This is a genomic window from Ruminococcus sp. Marseille-P6503 (assembly GCF_900604945.1).
Classification (GTDB): Bacteria; Bacillota; Clostridia; order Oscillospirales; family Ruminococcaceae; genus FB2012.
Genome location: NZ_UWPB01000002.1, coordinates 1248217 through 1269074, shown reverse-complemented (window position 1 = coordinate 1269074; position 20858 = coordinate 1248217). Strand labels below are relative to the sequence as shown.

Below are 20858 nucleotides of genomic sequence, written 5' to 3'. Positions count from 1 at the left end.
TTTAACATAAAAAAGACCGATGTTTTTACCATCGGTCTTTACGCTTATTTTATTTCATTTTACCACATTAAATATATCCAATATTTATCTCCGTCCTTTTCCCAATAAACATTTAAATAGAGATACTGAGAAATTTCTTCCTGTGACATATCGCCCGCCCATTCATCATATATTGCTTTGATATCATGGTCAATGCTGTTTTTTATTGAAGATACCGAGCTGCATATAGCGGTGCTAATCGGAGGATTAAACGAATATTCACTCCATACATCAACGTATCCGCTTAATATATTAGTTCCTGCCATACCGTAAGACTTAGCAGCCTGTTTGATATATCCGTTTATCTCTGATATATCTGCCTGTGAAAGTCCCTGCGGCTCAGGGGCTTCTGTCGGTTTTGGCTTTGGCTTTTCGGTTTTCTTTGCAGTTGTGTTTTTTTTCTGAGTTTGACTTGGCTTCTCGGTTTTCCGCGAAGCTGTCGTATTCTGACTTTGCGGCTGAGTTTGACCGCCGTTATTTTCTCCCGTTTGATAATTGCCGTTATTATCCTGTTCGTTGCCGTACTGCGGCGCTTGGGTAGTTACGTCGGCCTTCTTGCTGCTCTTTTTGGTACCGCTTTTCTTTTCCGTACTTTTCGCCGTACTTGCAGACGTGGTTTTTACCGTTGTTTTCGGCGATTCTGTTGTTTTTACGGCAGTTGTCGTCTTAACCGACGAAGCCGTTGACACGGGCGCGGTCGTTACCGTTGAGGCAGCCGAAGCCGATTCGGTTTTTCCCGCCCGAAGCTCAGCTCCGCCCGTTTCTGTTTTTCCGCAGCCTGACAGCGCAAGTCCGCATATTATCAATACCGCCAATGTCCTTTTCATAATTGTCACACCCCGTGTATATATTTCAGCCTTTGCTGTTAAATCCAGCATACCACACTGCCGCGCGGATATCTACCGTTTACGGAAAAATTCTACCTGTCAGACAAACCGAGCAAGGGTTTTTACAGCATAACCAATAAAAGCTTACGTTTAAAAAATACCATAATTATTGGTATTTGTCAACATCTTTACATAATGATCGTCAAGCCGTCCTCCTGCAGGGAAGGCGATTCCTCCAGCTCTAATACGGGCTGTGCCAGAGCCGCAAGGTATTTGACGATCTGGGGGGAGGTCAAAGAGCGGCTGTCCCAGCCGTCGTTTGTAAGCTCGTTGCCTGAAATATACAGCGTACCGCGAACAAGGACTCCGCCTATGACTCTGTTGGGTTCATAATCATAAAGCAGAAATTCTTCGTTGCACCATGCGACCGCGTCGTTGTCAGGCTCGAAATATATCGGTTCAATACGCCCTCCCACCACTGACTGCATTGCCTGAAGCTCGCGTCTGATCTCAGCGACATAGGGCGCTTTTACAGCCTCCGCGACGACTATTCTCATCATATCCAGATGATCTGTCCGTAATATATCAAAGTCTATCGGTCTGAAGCCCACGCTGTCGCAGAAGTAAAAGCCCATGTCCTTTCCGCCGCAGACCTCTATCACATTGCTTACCGACATGGCTTCTCCGCAGTAGCCGGGCGGCAATTTATCCGAATTGCAAAGCGCAAAGACTTCTTCAAGATTTCCGCAGTTTACGGTACCGCCGTATACCTGACGGTAGTTTTCAGCCTTTACACCTCCGTGCGATTGTGTGTAATCGTAGTCCATAAACGCAAGCTTGTTTTCGTCCTTTTCATGGTCTATCTGAAATATCCTTATCTTCATCTGCGGAGCCTCCATATACTCGAGCCGTTTCACCGCCCACTTCGGAAGCTGCTCTCTGTCCGCGATGCCTATGAATTCCCCGCGGCGCAAAGAAGCTCTGTCCCCGTCGATGAGATAGTTACCGAACACCAGTCCGCCGGGTTTTTCCGGATCGCATCCGCAGCCGTCAGCGGCGTAGAAATACTGGTATTCCGGCTTTCTGTATTCCTCTGTCAGAAGCTCCGGCTTTATTATCATCAGCTTATTCGTATAGTCCTGCGGTTCATCTGAATGAACGCATTGCTTGCTGCCGAGAAGCCCTAACCGGGCATATTTTTCACGGACCTGCTCGGTAAAGCCGTTAAGCACGGCAGGGTGACAGTCCGAGCAGTATTCTATCGTTTCTTTTTGAGATATATGGCTTGGAATCACAGACTTCGCCCACGCCTTATTATCCTCCGAGAACCTGCCGTCGTTAGCGTTGTTTCTGATACTTGCCGCAAGGACCCACATGGCGCGGTCGTATCCGAATCTTGCAATTACGCTCTCCGCTCCCGAATCGCTTAAGCTGTATCCGTCGAAGCTTTCGGAAACCGCTTTGTCAATCTCCTTGCAGCAGCGTATATTTTCTATACGGCTTTCCCGCCATAGTTCGGTTTCCTCGCATATTTTTGCCTCTTCATAGGATTTTCTGTACAGAAATCTCATAATTTATCCGTCCTTTCTTTAAAACAAATTGTCCGAGCCTAGGTCCTTCGCGCATATACCGCGGATGGGACAGCCGGCGCAGTCATCGTATTCATCGCAGACCGCCTGCTTTTCCGCCTCCGTAAGCTCTTTGTGAAGCAGGGTGAAAACGACTCCGTCCTCGTTCTTTTCAAGCTCCGCCGTCACGGGAAACCCATTCTCATCATAGAGACCGTCAAATCTTGATATTCCGTTTTCAGTCATCGCCTGCGTCATTAATATTTTTCTCATTTAAAACCTCCCGTATTTTCGTCAAACATTGAAAGCTGAAGCGCGTTTCTTTCCGTTTGCCTATAGTTTGAGATAAACAGCTCGCTGTACATACAGCCGCCTTCGTACCTTTGAGCAAGATTGTTAAGCCTTGATATTTCCTCAATATATATGCCCGGTCCGTCCCACAGCTTCCTGATTTCAGGGCAGTCGTTATACGATACCAAAAACTTTCCCTTGATTTTCAGAAGCGTATCTCTGAGCCTGATATGATCCTCCTTTTTAAAGCCCACGTCCTTGTAGTAGTTCTCCGTGGAAAAGTACGGGGGATCGCAGTAAAAAAAGCTGATTTGGCGGTCGTAATGCCTTATCAGCCCTTCAAAATCCTTATTCTCGATCACAACCTTCTGCAATCTTCTCGCCGCCATATCTATCTGCGGAAAATCCGCCCACATGGAATGAGGCTGACTGCCGAAGCTGTCAAGACCGCTTGCATAGCTGTACCGTATCAGCTGATAGAACTTAGCCGCCCTGTCAGCGTCGCGGAATCTGCCGAACAGTCCTTTCTTATGAAGAGCCGCGATCCAATTAAAGTCCTCGCGGGAATTAAGGACGTACCTGAGCTTGTATTTGAGCTTATTCGGTTTATCCCTGACGCAGCGGTACAGATTTGCAAGGTTTGAGTTATAGTCGTTCCAGACCTCGAAATCCATGCCCGGCGGTTTATGAAACAGTACCCAGCCTGCCCCTCCGAAAACCTCGATATATTTCTCATAGTAAAGCGGAAACCTTGAGAGAATCTCGTCCCTCAGCGCTTTTTTGCCGCCTACCCACGACATGAAACTGTCCATTTTACTCCTATCCGCCGTTAACGCCAATGACAGAAGTTAAGCCGTTTTGCTAATTACAGAATCTTTTCTGTCATTGGCAAAACGACTTGTCCTCGCGCGGACGGCGCAATTTACGCTATCGCATACTTTTCAATCCGCGCCTTTTGTTTTGATTTAAAAATCATATGTCATTTTTAAGGTTATTTAATTCTTTGTTAAGTCTTTCGATTTCTCTGTCGGCGTTTTTTGCCGATACCAGAAGGCATCCGACAGTAAGCCCCGCTGTTCCTCCTATCGCCAGACCTATGAATAAATTCAGCATTATTTCATCTCCATTCCAAGCTCTTGAGTTTGTTCGATAAAATCGGCGAACGTAACGATTTCGCCCATAAAGTTCGGCTCCGTATCCTCGGTCAGAGGTATGAATCCCTTTTCTCCCAGATCAAGCGGCTCTTTGGTTACGACCGAACCGCCGCGATTTACCGCGACCCTTTTTTCAATGGAACAGAAACGCTCCCCACCGTCCGACTGCCTTAAATCGTAGCAATACGTTCCTTTGGGAATATCCGCGTCTGTTATTCTGTCGTTGGTAAACAGCGCAGTCTGTCCGAATAGTTCTATACGCTCATATTCGTCGGCGTTATCGATATTGACGTATCCTGTTTCAGAAGCGTTGAGATACAGACCGTAATTAATTTCAAGGTCAACGTCCATAACCCTTGCCGCGAATTCAAGCCGCTCCTTTTCGCTTTCGGGATAGTATTCTTCATAGCGTTCTCCGTCGTAATACGCGTATCTGCCGCAGTTCATGCCGATGTCCTCGTCAGCCCATTCATGAATAATTTCGATTTCGGGAAACATCTCCGATAGTCGCTGAATTACAGGATGGGGAGCTGCCCAGGCGGTCAGAAACCGCAGTTCTTCGTCATTTGAGTAATCACAGTCTTTCTCATAGCCATAGGCTGACCACTTCGTACCCCAGTTTGCTATACGCCAGTCGTACCAGTTGTTTTTGCCGTAGAGCTTCGTTTCCTCCCGACCGAGGTTGCCGCGGTAGATATTTTCAGGCATAGGAATTATCTTCTCAAAATCAATAGTTCCAAGCCCGAGCTCATCGCTTTGGATTTGCTCCAAAAGCTCACTAATCTGCTTTCTGTCTCCGTTTAATTTGATTACGTTCGTCACATGATTTGGCATTCGCTTTCTCCTTTACGCATATGTTTTTCACTTAGCGGCATGGCTGTTGTTCCTAAAACACCGCCTGTCAGCATTTCTGTAAATAAATACGCCATTACATCATCTCCATTTTGAAATCTTCGGTTTGTTCATTTTCTGAAACAAAGCCGCCAAGCCTGTTAGGAACATAATCGGAAAGCCATGTGCCGCCGAACTGCTCGTGAGTCTGCAATCTCCACATTGCAAGCCTGCCGACATTAAGCTGAACGTCGTCAAACGGAAACAGCAGACAGGTAAGATTTCCGTTATTAAAGCTATATACCTTTTCAAATCGACTTTCATTCTGCAATATTCCGCTTTCCGTTAACATATCGTTTATGCCGTCGACCCATTCTTTCAGGTCGCCGCCGCAGCCCTGCAGAACAAGCCCCTCGCTGTCGTTCATTTTTCTCAGATCGTGTAAAGATACGCTCTTGATTTCCATTAATGCAAAAACTCCTTCCCATAATATTTTTTCAGCAGACCTATGACAAACAACTGACCCTTGCCTGTGACGTAGGTCTGCCGATAGGTTTTTGTCATTGCGGAGGTTTTAAAAACCGACTCCTTCACTTTAAAATATCCTCTGTCTATATATTTCTGATAGGGGAGATTGTCGGTCATAAGGATGCCCATTCCTCTGAGAACGGCGTACAGCCTGTTTCTGCCAATAGAAATTCTTTCGGCTCTCGCAAGCTTTGCCATTTCGTTCATATCGATGAGATTATCGGTATTTGAAACCTGATTTGCAAACTCCACCAGCGGTTTGTCATGCCGGATATGCTTGTTGAGCTGATTTATCGCTATCATCTGTAAGCGGAAAAGATTCTGATATGGCTCATCGAGGAATGGGAGGTAGTTTTCGATGAACATATCCTCGTTGGAAACGTAGCCGCCTGTTCTCCTCAAAGTTGGTAAAATCGTGGCTGTGACCCAACGCTTAAACTCTTTTGCTCTCGGAAGCTTGCTTAAAAGTATCAGACTGTAAAGTCCGCTTTCGTTAATTATCAGCGTATTCTGAGTACCCGTAGAACACCCGCCCTGAATCGGGGCGAGTGCCTTATCTTCGTTGTCAACATGAGCGTTAATCGCATTTCTTGGCTTAGAATATCCAAGGCATTCCGCAACATCTTTCCCCACAAACCAAGGCTCGCCGTCTTTAATAACCGTTCTCACTTTGCCGAATTCTTCGTTTTCAAAAATCCTGATCATATTTTCCATTTGCGTTTTCCTCCTCGTCAAATTCCAGTAAATTTCTCGCGATAGCTTCAACCACATTTACCGTAATTGAATTTCCTGCCTGTTTGTAGAGCTGCGCGTCGGACATACCGACAGCCTCAACCTTGCGGAACTGCTCGGTTGTGAAGCCCTGCAATTTCCAGCACTCAACAGGCATAAGCCGGCGAATCCTGCCTTTGTGGATAATTCCGTGGCGGTCTGTCACGGTCAGCGTAAACATAGGTTCATTGGGATTTTTTATCCGTCTGCCGTTCTGACGTGTAGTTTCCTTGAATGGGTTCAGAATCGCTCTCGGAGCTTCTTCAAGCACTCCCGATCTTTCCCCCTTATGAGCTCCGTTTGTTACTCCCAAATCCATTCTTGTATGCAGACATCTTGCATTCTCTGTAATCTGAGGATTTTCGTTCAGATCGCAGAAAACAGCGGAATGCTCTCCTCTATGGTGAGATACTCCGCTGTTCTGACGTGCGGTTATACATCTCGCGGTATCTGTCATTTGAGGATCGGGATTCATGTCGATAAAATACAGCCCTGTCTTACCTCCAAGACCGCCCGAACCGCTGCACTGGGTCACTGCTGTGCCGTTTGTTAAATACACTCTTGATCCCTGACTGCCGCCTATCAGCTGTTCAGGTTTTCCTTTTTCGCAATTTTCCTCATCATTTCCTCCGAAAGCCAATACTTTGGCGGGACATCTGTTTCCAAGATATCCGACAAGGAACAGCCTTCTTCTTGACTGCGGTATCCCGAATCCGGCAGAGTTAAGCACTCGCCAGCACATACTATACCCCAGTTCAGAAATCTTTTCAAGGATGATTCTGAAACATTCCCCCTGCGATATACCAAGCAGATTGGGTACATTTTCAGCGATAAAGTAACGGGGGCGCTTGGCTTCAAGGATTTGAATATAGTTGAAAAAGAGGTTTCCCCGATCGTCCTCAAAAGCTTTTCTGCGCCCCGCGACGCTGAAGGACTGGCAGCACGGTCCGCCGACGAGCAGATCAAAATCCGGCATACCTCCGTAATCGATTTTTGTGATGTCCTCATAAAAAATTTCTTCCTTTGTGTCATACAGCGTTCTGTAGGCTTTCCGCGCAAACCGATCGATTTCGCACCATCCGACGCACTCAAACCCGCCTGTCTTTTCAAATGCCGAGCGGAAAGCTCCGATTCCCGCAAACGCTTCAAAATATTTTATCATTTATCACCAATCCCTTCTTTTTCGTAATAAAAAAACGGCTAAGTCTTTTTTAAACTTAACCGTTACATTGACATATCCATTTCGGCTTCCTCGGACAGACTCTCCGTTTCTTCCTGCTGAATTTTATGAAAACAGTCCTCGCCGGGTATCAGCGAAAGGGAACGTCCGTTATCCCATTTCATTAGAATATTACCCGCGTCATCCACTGCTTTTACCGTTCCCACAGCGCCTGACGGAATCGGGTGCGGATCGTTTTCCATGCTGTCAAGGCAGATCCTTGTGCCTTCAGGGTATCTCTGTCTGAGCATTTCAACCTTGTTCTGATCATATATCATCATATTTCCTCCGTATAGTTTCTTTTTTTATAGTACATTAGTCCATTGGTATCACGACCCTTCAATATTCCTGTAATATTCCTTCATATCGCATTCAATACAGTCCTTTGCAAACTGCTCCGCCTCCCGCATACTGTTTTCAAGCAGCTCATAATTCACAGCCGCAGAAAATTCGTCCAGCTTTTCTTTTTCCGATCCGTCTGTGAAAACCTCGATCCTGAACCCTTCGCACAGAATCTCCGTACCGCTTTCAGCTTCCCTTATCAGGCTTTGGTCGGGAGTTATTTTTACATAATAGCCCTTATACTGCATATTCAGCCGCCTCCTATAGTCATCTGAAAGTCATCGTTCAAATTCTCGTCAATTTCATGCTGAATCGAGTTTTCCAGAGCGGTCTGCAAACAGCTTTCGTCAAGATCGTTTTCTCTGTAGCCCTGCAGTATAATATCGTAATACTGCCGGGCAGGAGGAGATATCTCTCCGTTATTCATAAGATACGCCATGCCCTCGTATTTTTTGCCGCCAAGCTCAAACGTCATTTTTTCCTGTCTGTACTGCCGGGGATAGCCTTCGTATCGGTTCAGAGCGGTAATATCGCTTTCTTCAAGCTCCCAGATCACAACGGGAACGCTCGCGCCCTTTTTCGGCACGATAGTGGCGTAGCTTCTGAATTCCAATTCATGATCCTTGATCACTGACGTTCCTACGGCTTTGGAATGGGGACATCTATACGCCATCTGTTCAGGATTGATATTTGAGCCGTAGGCTATATACAATTGTTTTTGTTCCATAAGAGCTCCTTTCTACATTGCAATTTCAAATTCCTCGCCTTCGCTTTCCGACTGCTCCGGTTCTTCATCACAGCTCTGCTCATTTTCAGCGCTACGCTTCTGACGAAGCCTTTCCCTTGCGGCTATACCGTCCTCCGGATGCCTCCACGCTATATCTCCGGCAAGGCGCTTTAACAGGTGAGCGCGGCAGTTTTTGAATTCGTCCCCTATGAGTCCGAGATTCAGAAGCCACACCCGAAAGCTGTAACGCATATTGTCGCTGACGCTTACTTTAGGGGAGCAGAACTTTCTTGTAACCGCCGCGTTGCTTATTGCCAGAGCCAGGACTATCTGGCTTCTGATCTCTCCGGCATGAAGGCTTGCGTTGCAGCATCTGATCTCATAATGACCGTGCTGAAAGTAGCTATGAAGATTGAGCGCCCGATACCTTGTTTCTGAGTAATAGGTATGCTCCTCCGACATATTTCCGTTATACCACAGCATTTTTATTTCCTCGATCGTATCCGGCTTTCGTTTATTTAGTTTTTCCACAAAACTTCTGTCGATTTTCTTGCAGTACCACTCTCGGACTGACGAGACCTGCAATGCTTCCCACAGGTAATCCTCCTTGCTTGAGAAGATATTTACAAGATTTCTAAGCTGCCGGGGCGTGTAATCGTCCGCTGAGATATGGATATGCGTTCCGCATTTATATGCGGGTCCGGTAATTCCTCCGGCATGCCGCAGAGCCCTGATCACCTCCTGCAGCAGAGGTATATCATCATACTCCAGCACAGGAGAATTCAGCTCCACGCTGTAGGCTCTGGAAGCCGCCTCGCCGTTTCGGTTTTTGCAGATAATACTGCCGTCCGATACGAACGACCAGCTTCTGCCCTTGCTGTCGCTTACGGAATATTTATCGTAAAACCCTCCGTTATGGGATACCTGTCCGCCGAGCGTCTTTGCCGCCGCTTTTGCAGCCTGACATCTGGTCAGTCCCGTCATTTCTATTTCGATTCCGAAATTCCGTCTTTTGATACCGTTAAAATTTCCTGACAAATTTTCACCTCCCTTATCCGCAAAAAGACCGCTTTCCCTTTACATTTTAAGATTCATTTCTGGTTCTTCATTCCGGCTGATTTCCATTTCCTCCTCTGTCTGCAGCGACCAGCTTGCTCCGTTATTAAAGAAGCTGACGCAAATATTACCCAGTTTTCCGGTTTCAATCTCACGCTGCTCCAGACCTTCGCCCCAGCCGTCGCTTGCCTGACCTTTAAGATAACCTCGCAGCTCTTCAAGCTCGCTGTCCGTAAGCTCTCCGGAAATCTGACAATCAAAAATTCCCATAAGCTCTCCGTTTACCTCTCTGACGGACGGAAACGCTGAATAGACCTTTTCGCATACGGACGTTTCTTTGTCATAGTACGCCATAAGTCCGCGGCGTTCTTCCTCCGGTAATGAAAACTCCTGAATGAATTCATTGATCTCGTCCGCACAGCCGACGGCGAATTCACAGGAAATCTTGTCGCAATCCTCATTAATAACTACCAGCGGACAGTAAAGCTTCAGAGAATGCGTCGGCTTGGCTTCCGCCTTAACAGACTGTCCGATCATCTCCGCGGACAGAATATCGTCTCTTTCACGGAGCATTTCTATGACTGCCTGCATGATATTGCTTCTGAGATCGTCGGTTATTATTTCCGTCAGGACCTCTTCAGGCTCAAAACGGCTTTCTCCGCAGTGCGTCTTTTCGGCGATATCCGCTGCGATCTCCTTAAGCCTTTCGTGTATTCTCCTTTCAGCCTCGGTCAGCTCGTTGTTTTCGATCAATGCTCTTGCGTTGGGAATGAACTGCGACTTTCTGGCGTATTTTGCGCCCTCGGAATCGACAAGAATTCCGTCGCCGCTTTCGCTGTCAACAAAAAGAACGCAATGGGCAATGTCGTTTATGTCAATGCGCATCAGATTATGATACCTGGCGATCCAGTAATTATCGTCAAGGGTATCGTTTTTCAGCCTTAAAAATTCGTTGCCGTAAAGCGTAACGACCTTTTCCACGCTGACATAATAGGTATTGTAACCGTCCCTCTTGTGATTGAGCGTACTGTTAAAATGCAGTCTTTTCATTCTTATTCCTCCGTTATATTTATTTGCGGTTTCTATATGCCTTTTGCTGTCGCCTCCTTCAGGGCATAAAAAAAGACCGCTTTGTTTAACATCACTTTCGTGATATCAGACAAAACGGTCCTTGAAAATTTGTATACTATTTTTTATATTTACAAAGAGCATATCTGATATTATCTTTCTCAAATATGCCTCAATCTTCTGAAATATTTAAATGTCGTGAGTTCGAATCCTTTCAGACGGTGTTTTTCGGCTTTTTTCATCTATGGTTTTTAACTTCTTTTTTTCGACGTTTGGGTATCAAAAAAGCCCGTAACTACGGGCTTTTTGGCACTTTCATCTATTTTGTCAGTGCTATATGGTGCGGGTGACAGGACTTGAACCTGCACACCATAGGGCATTAGAACCTAAATCTAACGTGTCTGCCAATTTCACCACACCCGCACATTAATTTTTCTGTCAAAATTAAACTGTTGACAGTCGCAGTTTTTACAATTTATTTTTCCACTGTAGTAACGCAAACGAAATCTATCGCGGCTGCCAATTCCGCCACACCCGCGTAAATTTTATTCACGTCACAATAGCTATTATATCATACGCTCAGGTAAAAGTCAATATCAGAAGAACAATTTTGCTTTACCAAATAAACGATCCGCGCCGAACAGCGGAATGATCCCGATATGCGGCGGTTTTAGTCCTTTACGGGTCTTAAAGGTTCAAAAATGTAAAAAAAGAATATATTTTTGCGCAAACCGCTTGAAATAAACAGGGAAATGTTATATAATATATTCGTATGTAAAATACATCATATTATTGAGAGGAGTATTTTGAATGATCTATTCACATGAAGTTGAAACAATGTGCCCTATCGCTCAGGGCGTTGCTCACGGCGCTGCTCCCATTCCGGAGGAAGCAAAATGGGTGAAAGCTAAGGAAATCAAGGATATTTCAGGCTTTACACACGGCGTGGGCTGGTGCGCGCCTCAGCAGGGTACTTGCAAGCTTACTCTTAACGTTAAAGAAGGCGTGATTCAGGAATGTCTTGTTGAAACTATCGGCTGCTCCGGTATGACTCACTCCGCCGCTATGGCAAGCGAGATCCTTCCGGGAAGAACTATTCTTGAAGCTCTTAATACAGACCTTGTATGCGACGCTATCAACACCGCTATGAGAGAACTTTTCCTCCAGATCGTTTACGGACGTTCACAGAGCGCCTTTTCTGAGGACGGTCTTGTTGTCGGCGCAGGTCTTGAGGACCTCGGCAAGGGACTCCGCTCACAGGTTGGAACTATGTACGGTACTCTGGCTAAAGGACCCCGTTACCTTGAAATGACCGACGGTTATGTTACCGGTCTTGCTCTCAACGAGGACGACGAAATTATCGGCTATCAGTTTGTAAACTTCGGAAAGATGATGGATTTTATCAAGGCCGGCGACGATGCGAACACCGCGTTTGAGAAGGCTAAGGGTCAGTACGGCAGAGTGGCAGACGCCGTTAAGATCGTTGACCCGAGAAAAGAATAAGGAGGATAACAGCAATGGCTTTATTTGAATCATATGAAAGAAGAGAAAAGCAGATACTCGCTGTAATCAAGGAATACGGTATCAATTCTATCGAAGAATGCGCTGATATCTGCAAGGACAAGGGTCTTGACATTTACAAGCTTGTTGAAGGGATTCAGCCTATCTGCTTTGAAAACGCGAAGTGGGCTTACACCGTAGGCTGCGCTATCGCCATTAAGAAGGGCTGCAAGAGAGCTGCCGACGCCGCGGCGGCTATCGGAGAGGGACTTCAGGCTTTCTGTATCCCGGGCTCTGTAGCCGATCAGCGCAAGGTCGGTCTTGGTCACGGAAATCTTGGAAAAATGCTTCTCGAAGAGGATACGGAGTGCTTTGCATTCCTCGCCGGTCACGAGTCGTTCGCTGCCGCCGAGGGAGCTATCGGTATTGCCGAGAAGGCTAACAAGGTTCGTAAGAATCCGCTCAGAGTTATTCTTAACGGTCTTGGAAAAGACGCCGCGCAGATCATTGCAAGAATCAACGGCTTTACATATGTTGAAACCGAGATGGATTATCACACAGGCACAGTTAAGGAAGTATTCCGCAAGGCTTATTCAGACGGACTTCGTTCCAAGGTAAACTGCTACGGCGCCAACGACGTAACCGAAGGCGTTGCGATCATGTGGAAGGAAAATGTTGACGTATCAATTACCGGTAACTCAACTAACCCCACAAGATTCCAGCATCCTGTTGCCGGCACATACAAGAAAGAGCGTCTTGAGGCAGGCAAGAAATACTTTTCTGTTGCTTCGGGCGGCGGTACCGGACGTACGCTTCATCCTGACAATATGGCTGCCGGCCCTGCTTCCTACGGCATGACCGACACAATGGGAAGAATGCACAGCGACGCTCAGTTCGCAGGTTCTTCCTCCGTTCCCGCTCACGTTGAAATGATGGGACTTATCGGAATGGGCAACAACCCGATGGTCGGCGCTACCGTTGCCTGCGCCGTTGCGGTGGAAGAGGCAATGAAATAAGACGTAAAACCGCATAAAACAAGGATTTAAAAAACAGGACGTTTGAATGTAACGAACATCAAACGCCCTGTTTTTTATCGTTTATTGCGTCGCCTACGGCTCCCCGACTCATTCACTGTGCTTTACCAATCCTTTTATCGCCGTCACACAGCCGTCTATCCCAAGGTCAGAAGAATTCAGCACCATATCGTAACCTCTGAAATCCTCCCATCGTCTTGCAGTATTGGCAAAATAGTAATTTGCCCGTTTTTTATCAAACTGCCTTCGCACATGATCCGCTCTGGAGCTTTCGATCCGATAATCCTGAATGATACGCTGCTTTTTTTCTTCGTCGCCGGCACAGATAAATACCTTTAACACGCCTTTTCGGTTTTTAAGCGCTTCGCAGGCGCAGTGCCCCAGAAAAACAGCGGGACCGTTATCCGCCAGACGGCGTATTTCAGCCTGTTCTTCCATGAAAACCCTCGCCTCCGGAGAAATGAAAGCCTCTCCGCCGGAGCTGACCCGCCCTATCACGGATATGGTATATAGCAGGCTGGAGGACGCGCTTTCCTCATATCGGTCAATGCTTTCCGACGAAGTGGAAAATTTCTCCGCTACCGCCTCCAGAATCTCATGCCCATAACAGGGTATACCGCAGGTTTCCGCCAGCTGACGGGCTATTTTTGTTCCCGCGCTTCCGTACTCCCTTTCTATAGTAACAAAACTGTACTTCATTGTAAAGAACCACCTCTCTGTTTTCTTTCCCCGCCTTCCTCCGCGGACATTTCTGCATCAGGCCGACTGCTCAAACTGACTGTTGTAAAGATCGGCATAGAAGCCGCCCTTTTGCAGCAGCTCCTCATGCGTGCCCTTTTCAATTATGTCGCCGTTCTTCAGCACAAGGATCAAATCCGCATTCTTAATGGTGGAAAGCCGGTGGGCGATAACAAAGGAGGTACGCCCTTTCATCAGCTGATCCATTGCGTTCTGAATCTGAAGCTCCGTACGGGTATCCACCGAGCTGGTGGCTTCGTCCAGAATCAGCATAGGCTTATCGGCAATCATCGCCCTCGCGATAGTAAGCTGCTGTTTCTGACCCTGAGAAAGATTGACCTGATCGTTCAGCACCGTATCGTACCCCTTAGGCAGCGTGCGGATAAAGTGATCCAGACCTACCGCCCTGCAAGCCTCTTTCATTTGCTCATCAGTGACGTTTTTGTTGTTGTATATCAGATTTTCCCTTACAGTACCCTCAAACATCCAGGTGTCCTGAAGCACCATACAGAATTGCTCGTGGACGTTCTCTCTGGTTATTTCCTTTGTGGAAATACCGTCAATGCGTATCTCACCGTCCTGCAATTCATGAAAACGCATAAGCAGGTTGACCATAGTAGTCTTTCCCGCGCCGGTAGGACCGACAATGGCGATCTTCTGCCCCGGCTTTGCCTCGGCGGAAAAATCGTGGATGATCACACGGTCTGAATCCTCGTAGCCGAACCGAACATGGCTGAAATCCACTGCGCCGCGGACCTTTTCAAGTTTTTTGGTTTTGGCGCTTTCATCCTCCATCTCTTCGGCTTCCAAAAATTCAAAGACGCGCTCTCCCGCAGCCGCGCCCGACTGGAGGGTCTGAACCGCTTGCGCCATCTGGCTTAGGGGCTGAGTGAAATAACGGACGTACATCATAAACGCTACAATAACCTCAAAGCCGATAACTCCGTTCATGGTGAGCAGAGCGCCTGCCACGCATACCGCCACATAGCCCAGATTTCCGATGAAGCCCATTAAAGGCTGCATCATACCTGCCATACATTGAGCTTTAAACGCGCTGTCACGCAGAGAGCCGTTGTGACCGTCAAAAACCTTTTTAGAAGCTTCCTCGCCGTTGTACGCCTTTACCACCGTATGTCCGGCAAAAGCCTCTTCAATATGTCCGTCCAGCAGACCCAGATCCCTCTGTTGGCGGACAAAGTATTTCTGAGAATGCTTCGTAATGAGCAGCATCAGAGAAAATCCGATCAGCGTTGCAATTACCGCAGTCAGCGTCATCGCAACGTTGGTGATCAGCATCATCACCAGAGAGCCGAGGAAAAGCGTTACGGCAGAAATCAGGTTGCCTATGCTTTGGTTCATAGACTGGGAGATGGTGTCCACGTCGTTGGTTACCCGGGAAAGAACGTCACCGGTACTGGTGCGGTTATAGAACCACATTGGCAGCCGATGTATCTTGCGGGAAATATCGCCGCGCATACGCTGGGATACCCTCTGCGTAACCGTCGCCATAATAAAATGCTGAAGCATTGAAAGCACAGCGCCTGCGGCGTAAAACGCTACCAGCGTCAAGCCGATTCGGTTTACCGCCTTTAAATCAATACCGGAGAGCAAGCCGTCAGTAATCACCTTGGTCAGATCAGAAAGCTTATCCGGCCCGAGCAGAGTAAAGACCGTGCCGACGACGGCGCATATCACCGCTGTCAGAATGGCAGGAAAATATTTTTTGCAGTAAAGCAGCAGCTTTTTCCATGTGCCGGTAAAATCTTTCGCTTTTTCTCCGGCGCCGCGCCCCATTCTTCCTCCCATAGGTCCGCGGGACATGGGTCCACGCTTTGGAGCATTGCCGGTATATTCTCTATTTTCCATTACGCCAATTCCTCCTTCGAAAGCTGCGACAGGGCGATTTCCTGATAGACGCCGCAATTTTTCATCAATTCCTCATGAGTGCCAATACCTGCTACTTTTCCCTCGTCCAGCACAATGATTTTATCCGCGTTCCTGATCGTACCGATACGCTGCGCTACTATCAGGCGGGTCGCGTCCCCGCATTCCTTATCCAGCGCCTGCCGCAGAGCGCGGTCAGTCTTGTAATCCAAAGCCGAAAAGGAGTCGTCAAAGATAAAGATTTCAGGCCGTCGGCAGACTGCGCGGGCGATGGAAAGCCGCTGCTTCTGCCCTCCGGAAAGGTTAGAACCGCTCTGAGCGATATACCCGTCGTAGCTTTCCGGCATTTTCTCTACAAAGTCGTTGGCCTGCGCGGTATAAACGGAATCCACAATATCCGAATCAAGAAAACCGTTTTTTCCGTTATCGCCGTAAGCCACGTTGCTCCGCACCGTACCTGCAAACAAAATGGCCTTCTGGGAAACATAGCCGATCTTATTGCGCAGAGCCGTCTGCGTATATTCCCGCACGTCAACGCCGTCCACCAGAACCCTGCCTTCCGTAGCGTCATAAAATCTGGGGACCAGATTGATAAGCGTGCTTTTTCCGCTGCCTGTAGAGCCGATAAAGGCTACGGTTTCTCCCTGATGAGCAGTAAAGGAAATATCTGTAAGCACGTTTTCCTCCGCGTCCGGGTATCTGAAGCTGACGTTCTGGAACAGTATCTCTCCCTTTTTCTCTGTTTCCACTTCGGTAAGACGTCCGTCCTCAATAGAAAGCTCTGTATCCAGCACCTCGTTGATACGCTTGGCGGAAACAGAGGCTCTGGGCAGCAGGACAAAAATCATAACCAGCATCATAAAGGACATGACCACCTGGATCGCATATTGGGAAAATACCACCATTTCAGAAAACAAAGGCAGCTTATCGACAAGCCCCGCGTTTTCGATCAGATAAGCTCCGATCCAGTAAATCGCCAGGCTTAAACCGCTCATTACCAGATTGACGCTGGGGAAAAGCACGGACATAGTACGGTTGGCAAAAAGCTGCGTTCCCGTAAGCTCATCGTTTGCAGCGTCAAATTTCTTTTCCTGATAGCCTTCCGCGTTATACGCCCGCACAACCTGCTGTCCCGTTAAATCCTCCCGGGTAACGCGGTTGATATTATCCGTCAGGGTCTGAAGCTTTTTGAACTTCGGCATAGCCAGCATTATGCAGCCGCCTACTACAGAAAGCAGAACCGCCACTGCCACTCCTGTGGCGGCGGTCCACTGCCAGTTGCGGTTCGCTATCTTGCAGATTGCCCATATAGCGGTGATCGGCGCTTTCAGCAGAACCTCCAGACCCATTACGATCAGCATCTGCACCTGCGTGACGTCGTTGGTGCAGCGGGTAATCAGACTGGCTGTGGAAAACCTTCCGATCTCCGCCATAGAGAAGGACTGCACCTTGTCAAAGATCCGTCCCCTCAGGCTGGCGGAAAAGTTTGAGGCGATCCGCGCCGCGCAGACAGTAGTCAGCACAGCGGATACGAGGCTTCCGAGCGCGCAGAGCAGCATTTTGCCGCCGGCGGACAATATGGCGCTCATTTCGCTTCCTTCCGTTTGCACCAGAGTGGTGATTTCCGACATATAATCCGGCATTGTCAGGTTCAGCCACACCTGCACAAAGATAAGCGCGAAGGCTGCGGCAGCTAATATCCACTCTGTTTTTGTAAATCGTTTGAGCAGTTTCAGCATTGCATATACTCCTTTTCTTTATATATTTTTTGTATCTGACGTCAGTATAACTGAGAAATCTAAACTGAAACGAAACTGACGGATATTTTTCGTAAAATAAACCGCCGCTCAAGACCTTGATTTCCGATCGGCTGTATCTCCGGCTTTTCTTGACTTTTATCAGCAAATATGCTAGAGTATACTTGCAGGCAGGTGATAGTAATGATACATATTTTAGTGGCAGACGACGATAAAAATACCCGGCGCTTCCTGCGGGCGGTGCTTGAAGCGGAAGCGTATCAGGTTTCCGAGGCGGAAAACGGAGAGCAGGCGCTGGAAATACTTGACCGGGAGCATATAGATCTGGCGGTGCTGGATATTATGATGCCTAAAATGGACGGCTATGAATTCACCAAAATTCTCCGGAACGGACGGAACGATCTGCCGATTCTGATGGTTTCCGCCAAGCAGCTGGCAGCCGACCGAAAAAAGGGATTTCTTGTCGGAATTGACGACTATATGACAAAGCCCGTGGACGAGGAGGAAATGCTTCTGCGTATCAAGGCGCTGCTTCGCCGCGCTCAGATCGTCAGCGAAAACAGAATAGTCATCGGCGATATAGCGCTTGATTATCCCTCCCTTTCCGTCACCGGCCACGGGCAGACCCAAACGCTGCCGCAGAAGGAATTTCAGCTGTTGTATAAGCTGCTTTCCTACCCCGGTCAGATCTTCACCCGTATACAGCTGATGGACGAAATCTGGGGAATGGAAAGCGATACGGGCTGGGAAACGGTGACCGTACATATAGGTCGGCTGCGCAAACGGTTTGCGGACTGGCCGGAATTTGAGATCGTTTCTGTGAGAGGGATAGGCTACAAGGCGGTGAAAAAGGTATGAGATTTAAAAAAAGACCTTTTAAATGGCAGATCCGGCTTTTATTTACCCTGATGATATTCTTCATTCTGGTCGTGACCATGATTATCGTCGGTATAAGCGCATATATACTGTATCAGGCGGGAGTGATACCGCCTCTGATGAGGGAGAGAGGTTTTTTCCCCCTTACTCTTTTGGTTTTCATACTGGCGAGTATTGCAGTCAGCACTATAATTTCTTTGTTTTTCAGCCGGCTGCCGCTGCGCCCGGTTCATACGCTGGTAGAGGGTATGTCACAGCTTGCGCAGGGAAATTACAAGGAACGTATTGATCTGGGTGACACCCGTCTTGGTCAAAACTTATCGGAAAGCTTTAATCTTCTGGCCGAGGAGCTGGAAAACACCGAAATGCTCCGTTCGGATTTTGTCAACGGATTTTCCCATGAGTTTAAAACGCCTATTGTATCCATTCTGGGCTTCGCCAAGCTGCTGAGCCGCGGCAATGTGCCTGCCCAGCAGCAGAAGGAATATTTAAAGATCATTGAAGAAGAGTCTTCCCGTCTGGCGGCAATGGCCACCAACGTGCTGAATATGACAAAGATCGAAAATCAGAATATCCTGACAGATGTGGAACGGTACAATCTTTCCGAACAGCTTCGCACCTGCGTTCTTCTTCTGGAGAAAAAGTGGAGCCGAAAAAACCTTCAGATCACGGCGGATTTTGAGGAATATGAGATTTCCGGCAACGAGGAGCTGTTAAAGCAGATTTGGATAAACCTGCTGGACAATGCAGTTAAATTTACGCCGGAACAAGGCGAGATATCTATTGGTATACAAAAACATCAGGATTGTCTGACGGTTGAGATAAGCAATACCGGCTCGGAAATCAGTCCTGAAGATCAGGCGCGTATTTTTCAGAAGTTCTATCAGGGCGACGGCTCCCGCGCAACGGAGGGCAACGGTCTTGGACTTTCCATCGCGCTGAAAATCGCCGAGCTGCACAACGGCAGTATCGGCGTGTCCAGCCGGCCGGGAAAAACCGTTTTTACTGTGAAATTGCCGGTTAATATGCCCCGTTGAGCATACAGCTCCTATTTACAGGGATCTCCTGTAGGAGCCGTGTAAAACGCCTGTTTATACAAAAAAGTCTTTTCTGTCTCTTTACGGAAAGCAGGCGGAAAATATACTTCCGTATGAAAAAATCCGTCCGAGTTCAATACTCAGACGGATTTTATTATCATATGTACCTATATCCTTATTCGGCGCTGAACGCTTCAAGCCTGGAGTTAAGATCCTTAAGCTCAGAATCAACGGTTGCCGAATACTCCTCGCGAATAGAAGCCCATGTAGGCTGATTGCCCTCTTCGTCCTGTGTAGAAGCCGCGGCATACAGATAGTCTACAAGACACTGGTTGCCGTCAAACTGCTTTCTGTCGCCGAGTGTTGAGGAAACGCCGAACGCATAATCAAAAATCATCATATAATCGTCCGAAACGACGTCCATCTTAACGTCATACATTTCATCAGTCCAGTACGGATTGTTTTCCATAAACTTGGCTTTAGCTGTTTCTTCATACTGAGGATCGGTATTTGCAACGCGGCAGCACTCAAACCAGGTCTTTACAGCGTCGTTTTTGGTAGAGCCCTTTACCCACATATATGCCGTCATATCGGAAGTCGTTATTTTCTGAGGATTGGAATCGTACGCGGGAATAGGAACGATCTCCCAGTTCTCTCCCTCCTTAGGACCGGAAGTTCCGGAATAAGCCCAGTCGCCCATTGCATAGAACAGGCAGTTCTGATTGAAGCAGTCGCGCGCGGAGCCGATCCATCCGTTAAGCACAAGTCCTTCTTTCATCATGTCATACAGGAAATCCTGACCCTTTTCAATGTCCGCGTCCTTGAGGTTGCTTTCAAACTGCTCCGTTTCCGCATTGTAATTTACAAGATTCTTACCGGTCTGCTGAACAAGATGAGTTCTGAAAAAGCCGTTTACGCCGTAACGCTCAGTGTCGGCGGGAGCATTGCCTACATACTCCGACATGATATCCTTCCATGCGGACCACGTCCACTCTCCGTTTACATACAGATCATAAGGAACTTCAAGTCCCTCTGAATCAATAATGTCGCGGTCGTAGCAGAGCATTGAAGAAGCCTGATATCCGAGAGGAGCAACATAATGCTTTCCGCCCAGCATAAACTGATCGGCGGTTTCCTTTGCGGGGCTCCACAGATCGGAACTGAAATCAACGATATCGTCGATAGGCTGATACATTTCACGAACCACCTGAGACGGGAAAGCCAGCCACTCATACTTGAATATATCAGGAACGTCCTTATTCGCGGTGATCGCCGCTGCAAGATTGTCAAACCTGTCCTCATTGCTCGTCTGATGGAAGGTTATCGAACCGCCCTTCTGCTCAAACAGGTTAAGCTCGGTGCTCTTTTCGGGATTTTTCTTTGTAGGATTAAGATCTCCCTCACCGAGATAAATTATCGTTCCGTCGCTGCCTTCTGGAATATCGCTGACCTTATCGCTTGCCTCAACTTCTACGTTATTGGTAGCCTCAAAGCTGTCGTCGCTGACAGAGGAATCGTCCTTGCCGCAGGCTGTCATGCCGAATACCATTCCAAGCGCAAGAACGCCAGCCAGCATTCTTTTATAGTTTTTCATAATGAAAAGCCTCCTTA

At 47.6% G+C, this 20858-nt stretch carries 21 protein-coding genes, 1 tRNA gene and 1 pseudogene; 4 read left to right on the top strand and 19 right to left on the bottom strand.

What is annotated here, in order from left to right; translation table 11 throughout:
- Positions 1 to 59: 59 nt before the first annotated feature.
- The 15 genes and pseudogenes from EIH25_RS11985 to EIH25_RS11915 all read right to left on the bottom strand — a co-directional run bounded on the left by EIH25_RS11985 (position 60) and on the right by EIH25_RS11915 (position 10844).
- Positions 60 to 866 (bottom strand): hypothetical protein, encoded by an 807-nt coding sequence (locus EIH25_RS11985; protein WP_124101263.1) that lies wholly within the window; start codon positions 864 to 866, stop codon positions 60 to 62.
- Between the two features lie 188 nt (positions 867 to 1054).
- Positions 1055 to 2437, bottom strand: coding sequence for a DUF3849 domain-containing protein (locus EIH25_RS11980; RefSeq protein ID WP_124101262.1), 1383 nt, complete (start codon positions 2435 to 2437; stop codon positions 1055 to 1057).
- An 18-nt stretch (positions 2438 to 2455) separates the two neighbouring features.
- Positions 2456 to 2707, bottom strand: coding sequence for a hypothetical protein (locus EIH25_RS11975; protein ID WP_124101261.1), 252 nt, complete (start codon positions 2705 to 2707; stop codon positions 2456 to 2458).
- Positions 2704 to 3525, bottom strand: coding sequence for a DNA adenine methylase (locus EIH25_RS11970; protein ID WP_124101350.1), 822 nt, complete (start codon positions 3523 to 3525; stop codon positions 2704 to 2706). The genes EIH25_RS11975 and EIH25_RS11970 overlap by 4 nt, the downstream gene beginning before the upstream one ends.
- A gap of 172 nt (positions 3526 to 3697) precedes the next feature.
- Positions 3698 to 3838 carry a DUF3789 domain-containing protein gene (locus EIH25_RS11965; protein ID WP_124100690.1) on the bottom strand — a complete coding sequence of 47 codons (141 nt, stop codon included), beginning with the start codon at positions 3836 to 3838 and terminating at the stop codon, positions 3698 to 3700.
- Positions 3838 to 4713 (bottom strand): LPD28 domain-containing protein, encoded by an 876-nt coding sequence (locus EIH25_RS11960; RefSeq protein WP_124101260.1) that lies wholly within the window; start codon positions 4711 to 4713, stop codon positions 3838 to 3840. The genes EIH25_RS11965 and EIH25_RS11960 overlap by 1 nt, the downstream gene beginning before the upstream one ends.
- A 133-nt stretch (positions 4714 to 4846) precedes the next feature.
- Positions 4847 to 5176, bottom strand: a pseudogene (locus EIH25_RS11955) (hypothetical protein); the annotation flags it as partial.
- Positions 5176 to 5952 (bottom strand): phage antirepressor KilAC domain-containing protein, encoded by a 777-nt coding sequence (locus EIH25_RS11950; RefSeq protein ID WP_164489237.1) that lies wholly within the window; start codon positions 5950 to 5952, stop codon positions 5176 to 5178. The pseudogene EIH25_RS11955 and the gene EIH25_RS11950, both read right to left, overlap by 1 nt.
- Positions 5927 to 7171: a DNA (cytosine-5-)-methyltransferase gene (gene dcm, locus EIH25_RS11945; protein ID WP_124101257.1), complete on the bottom strand. Its 1245-nt coding sequence runs from the start codon at positions 7169 to 7171 to the stop codon at positions 5927 to 5929. Before dcm ends, EIH25_RS11950 begins: the two co-directional genes overlap by 26 nt.
- Before the next feature lie 62 nt (positions 7172 to 7233).
- Positions 7234 to 7509 carry a DUF4314 domain-containing protein gene (locus EIH25_RS11940; protein ID WP_124101256.1) on the bottom strand — a complete coding sequence of 92 codons (276 nt, stop codon included), beginning with the start codon at positions 7507 to 7509 and terminating at the stop codon, positions 7234 to 7236.
- A gap of 48 nt (positions 7510 to 7557) precedes the next feature.
- The gene (locus EIH25_RS11935) at positions 7558 to 7818 is read right to left on the bottom strand and encodes a hypothetical protein (RefSeq protein WP_124101255.1); all 261 of its coding nucleotides are present in this window, start codon (positions 7816 to 7818) and stop codon (positions 7558 to 7560) included.
- A gap of 2 nt (positions 7819 to 7820) precedes the next feature.
- Positions 7821 to 8297 carry a gamma-glutamylcyclotransferase family protein gene (locus tag EIH25_RS11930; protein WP_124101254.1) on the bottom strand — a complete coding sequence of 159 codons (477 nt, stop codon included), beginning with the start codon at positions 8295 to 8297 and terminating at the stop codon, positions 7821 to 7823.
- A gap of 12 nt (positions 8298 to 8309) precedes the next feature.
- Positions 8310 to 9335 carry an amidoligase family protein gene (locus EIH25_RS11925; protein WP_243113165.1) on the bottom strand — a complete coding sequence of 342 codons (1026 nt, stop codon included), beginning with the start codon at positions 9333 to 9335 and terminating at the stop codon, positions 8310 to 8312.
- A gap of 39 nt (positions 9336 to 9374) precedes the next feature.
- Entirely contained in the window at positions 9375 to 10403 is a 1029-nt protein-coding gene (locus tag EIH25_RS11920) for a DUF6329 domain-containing protein (protein ID WP_124101253.1), read from the bottom strand.
- 356 nt (positions 10404 to 10759) lie between these two features.
- Positions 10760 to 10844 (bottom strand) — tRNA-Leu (locus EIH25_RS11915).
- Between the two features lie 387 nt (positions 10845 to 11231).
- Between EIH25_RS11915 and EIH25_RS11910 the strand changes: the two genes are divergently transcribed.
- Positions 11232 to 11924, top strand: coding sequence for a hypothetical protein (locus EIH25_RS11910; protein ID WP_124101252.1), 693 nt, complete (start codon positions 11232 to 11234; stop codon positions 11922 to 11924).
- Between the two features lie 14 nt (positions 11925 to 11938).
- A complete protein-coding gene (locus EIH25_RS11905; protein WP_124101251.1) occupies positions 11939 to 12937 on the top strand; it encodes a GGGtGRT protein in 999 nt (332 codons plus the stop codon).
- A 108-nt stretch (positions 12938 to 13045) separates the two neighbouring features.
- On the opposite strand, the gene EIH25_RS11900 is transcribed toward EIH25_RS11905, so the two are convergent.
- The 3 genes from EIH25_RS11900 to EIH25_RS11890 form a co-directional block, all read right to left on the bottom strand.
- Positions 13046 to 13654 carry a cytidylate kinase-like family protein gene (locus tag EIH25_RS11900; protein WP_124101250.1) on the bottom strand — a complete coding sequence of 203 codons (609 nt, stop codon included), beginning with the start codon at positions 13652 to 13654 and terminating at the stop codon, positions 13046 to 13048.
- Positions 13655 to 13711: 57 nt separating this feature from the next.
- Positions 13712 to 15487 (bottom strand): ABC transporter ATP-binding protein, encoded by a 1776-nt coding sequence (locus EIH25_RS11895; protein WP_347561952.1) that lies wholly within the window; start codon positions 15485 to 15487, stop codon positions 13712 to 13714.
- 71 nt (positions 15488 to 15558) lie between these two features.
- On the bottom strand, positions 15559 to 17316 hold the full coding sequence (locus tag EIH25_RS11890; protein ID WP_124101248.1) for an ABC transporter ATP-binding protein: 1758 nt from the start codon (positions 17314 to 17316) through the stop codon (positions 15559 to 15561).
- A gap of 201 nt (positions 17317 to 17517) precedes the next feature.
- On the opposite strand from EIH25_RS11890, the gene EIH25_RS11885 reads away from it, so the two are divergent.
- Both EIH25_RS11885 and EIH25_RS11880 read left to right on the top strand, forming a co-directional pair.
- A complete protein-coding gene (locus EIH25_RS11885; protein ID WP_124101247.1) occupies positions 17518 to 18192 on the top strand; it encodes a response regulator transcription factor in 675 nt (224 codons plus the stop codon).
- On the top strand, positions 18189 to 19247 hold the full coding sequence (locus EIH25_RS11880; protein ID WP_124101246.1) for a HAMP domain-containing sensor histidine kinase: 1059 nt from the start codon (positions 18189 to 18191) through the stop codon (positions 19245 to 19247). Before EIH25_RS11885 ends, EIH25_RS11880 begins: the two co-directional genes overlap by 4 nt.
- A gap of 175 nt (positions 19248 to 19422) precedes the next feature.
- Here the strand turns inward: EIH25_RS11880 and EIH25_RS11875 are convergent, their stop codons facing one another.
- Positions 19423 to 20841, bottom strand: a complete 1419-nt coding sequence (locus EIH25_RS11875) for an ABC transporter substrate-binding protein (RefSeq protein WP_124101245.1) — start codon at positions 20839 to 20841, stop codon at positions 19423 to 19425.
- Between the last annotated feature and the right edge of the window lie 17 nt (positions 20842 to 20858).

Excerpts from the sequence above, each read along its gene's own strand:
- EIH25_RS11950 (WP_164489237.1), bottom strand. The coding sequence starts at position 5,952 with ATGGAAAATATGATCAGGATTTTTGAAAACGAAGAATTCGGCAAAGTG.
- EIH25_RS11920 (WP_124101253.1), bottom strand. The coding sequence starts at position 10,403 with ATGAAAAGACTGCATTTTAACAGTACGCTCAATCACAAGAGGGACGGT.
- EIH25_RS11900 (WP_124101250.1), bottom strand. The coding sequence starts at position 13,654 with ATGAAGTACAGTTTTGTTACTATAGAAAGGGAGTACGGAAGCGCGGGA.
- dcm (WP_124101257.1), bottom strand. The coding sequence starts at position 7,171 with ATGATAAAATATTTTGAAGCGTTTGCGGGAATCGGAGCTTTCCGCTCG.
- EIH25_RS11930 (WP_124101254.1), bottom strand. The coding sequence starts at position 8,297 with ATGGAACAAAAACAATTGTATATAGCCTACGGCTCAAATATCAATCCT.
- EIH25_RS11890 (WP_124101248.1), bottom strand. The coding sequence starts at position 17,316 with ATGCTGAAACTGCTCAAACGATTTACAAAAACAGAGTGGATATTAGCT.
- EIH25_RS11970 (WP_124101350.1), bottom strand. The coding sequence starts at position 3,525 with ATGTCGTGGGTAGGCGGCAAAAAAGCGCTGAGGGACGAGATTCTCTCA.
- EIH25_RS11905 (WP_124101251.1), top strand. The coding sequence starts at position 11,939 with ATGGCTTTATTTGAATCATATGAAAGAAGAGAAAAGCAGATACTCGCT.
- EIH25_RS11895 (WP_347561952.1), bottom strand. The coding sequence starts at position 15,487 with ATGGGGCGCGGCGCCGGAGAAAAAGCGAAAGATTTTACCGGCACATGG.
- EIH25_RS11960 (WP_124101260.1), bottom strand. The coding sequence starts at position 4,713 with ATGCCAAATCATGTGACGAACGTAATCAAATTAAACGGAGACAGAAAG.
- EIH25_RS11965 (WP_124100690.1), bottom strand. The coding sequence starts at position 3,838 with ATGCTGAATTTATTCATAGGTCTGGCGATAGGAGGAACAGCGGGGCTT.
- EIH25_RS11910 (WP_124101252.1), top strand. The coding sequence starts at position 11,232 with ATGATCTATTCACATGAAGTTGAAACAATGTGCCCTATCGCTCAGGGC.
- EIH25_RS11940 (WP_124101256.1), bottom strand. The coding sequence starts at position 7,509 with ATGATGATATATGATCAGAACAAGGTTGAAATGCTCAGACAGAGATAC.
- EIH25_RS11880 (WP_124101246.1), top strand. The coding sequence starts at position 18,189 with ATGAGATTTAAAAAAAGACCTTTTAAATGGCAGATCCGGCTTTTATTT.
- EIH25_RS11985 (WP_124101263.1), bottom strand. The coding sequence starts at position 866 with ATGAAAAGGACATTGGCGGTATTGATAATATGCGGACTTGCGCTGTCA.
- EIH25_RS11885 (WP_124101247.1), top strand. The coding sequence starts at position 17,518 with ATGATACATATTTTAGTGGCAGACGACGATAAAAATACCCGGCGCTTC.
- EIH25_RS11935 (WP_124101255.1), bottom strand. The coding sequence starts at position 7,818 with ATGCAGTATAAGGGCTATTATGTAAAAATAACTCCCGACCAAAGCCTG.
- EIH25_RS11875 (WP_124101245.1), bottom strand. The coding sequence starts at position 20,841 with ATGAAAAACTATAAAAGAATGCTGGCTGGCGTTCTTGCGCTTGGAATG.
- EIH25_RS11975 (WP_124101261.1), bottom strand. The coding sequence starts at position 2,707 with ATGAGAAAAATATTAATGACGCAGGCGATGACTGAAAACGGAATATCA.
- EIH25_RS11980 (WP_124101262.1), bottom strand. The coding sequence starts at position 2,437 with ATGAGATTTCTGTACAGAAAATCCTATGAAGAGGCAAAAATATGCGAG.